This is a genomic window from Streptomyces sp. SID14478, assembly GCF_010548525.1.
In the GTDB taxonomy this organism is placed as follows: domain Bacteria; phylum Actinomycetota; class Actinomycetes; order Streptomycetales; family Streptomycetaceae; genus Streptomyces.
Window position 1 is genome coordinate 1 of sequence record NZ_JAAGMG010000932.1, and the last position, 1280, is coordinate 1280.

Here is a 1280-nt window from a genome sequence, read left to right on the forward strand (position 1 = left end):
GGCCACGGCGGCGTAGTACGCGGGGTAGTCGCCCGGCACCGTCTCGGCCGGCCGGCCGCCGCCGGTGAGCGGGGACTCGCCGGAGCCGACGCGGCCCCACAGCGACTCGGACTCCACGCCCCACGGCTCGCCGGCCACGGGACGCTTCCCGTCGCGCAGCGCCGCCTCCTGCGGGTCCAGGCCGTACTTCACGTAGCCGGCCTGGGAGCCCAGCACGCGGAAGCGCGGGCCGAGCTGGGCCGTCGTCGCGGAGACGTAGAGGTGCGAGCGGACGCCGTTCGCGTGGGTGATCGCGAGGAACGTGTCGTCGTCGGCCTCGGCGCCCGCGCGGCGCACGTCCGACTCCGCGTACACGGAGACGGCCGGGCCGAACAGGACGAGCGCCTGGTCGACGACGTGGCTGCCGAGGTCGTAGAGCAGACCGCCGATCTCCTCCGGGTTCCCGGACTCGCGCCAGCCGCCCTTGGGCTGCGGACGCCAGCGCTCGAAGCGCGACTCGAAGCGCCAGATGTCACCCAGCTCGCCGTCGTCCAGAAGGGACCTGAGAGTCAGGAAGTCGTTGTCCCAGCGGCGGTTCTGGAAGACGGACAGCAGCAGGCCGCGCTCGTCGGCGAGCGCGGCCAGCTCGCGCGCCTGTGCCGCCGTGCCGGCCACCGGCTTGTCGACGACGACCGGCAGGCCCGCCTTGAGGGCGGCCGTCGCGAGCGGTACGTGCGTCTTGTTCGGCGAGGCGATGACGATCAGGTCGAGCGGGGCCTCGGTGGAGGACGCCCGCTCCCACAGCTCGTCGGGGTCGGCCGCGAAGCGCAGCCCCTCGCCGTGCTCGGCGCGGGCCTGGGCCTGCCGCTCCGGGTTCGAGGTGACGACCGTGTCGAGGACGAGGCCCTCGGTCGCGGCGATCAGCGGGGCGTGAAAGACCGAGCCCGCGAGGCCGTAGCCGATCAGGCCGACCTTGCGGGCGCCGGTACCGGTGTCAGTCATACGTTCCATGCCCTCCACTTAAGCAACGGTGTTGCCAAAGTGCAAGCGCAGGAGACAATGGGGCCGTGAACACGCATGTCTCCCACGTCAGGTCCACCGCCGGCGTGAACCTGACCGCCCTGCGCGGGCACAACGCGGCACTCGTGCTCGACCTGCTGCGCACGGCGGGCGAGGCGGGGATCAGCCGCCTCGAACTCGCCGAGCGCACGGGCCTGACCCCGCAGGCCGTCAGCAAGATCACGGCCCGGCTGCGCGGCGACGGGCTCGCCGTGGAGGCGGGCCGGCGCGCCTCCACCGGC

The 1280-nt window shown here is 73.5% G+C and carries 2 protein-coding genes; one reads left to right on the forward strand and one right to left on the reverse strand.

Annotated features, from left to right (window positions below; genetic code table 11):
- On the reverse strand, positions 1-981 hold a 981-nt coding region (locus tag G3I40_RS30295), incomplete at its 3' end, for a Gfo/Idh/MocA family oxidoreductase (protein ID WP_164305822.1).
- Between the two features lie 65 nt (positions 982-1046).
- Here G3I40_RS30295 and G3I40_RS30300 point away from each other — a divergent pair.
- Positions 1047-1280 (forward strand): MarR family transcriptional regulator (locus tag G3I40_RS30300; RefSeq protein WP_164305821.1); only part of this gene is annotated, 234 nt, incomplete at its 3' end.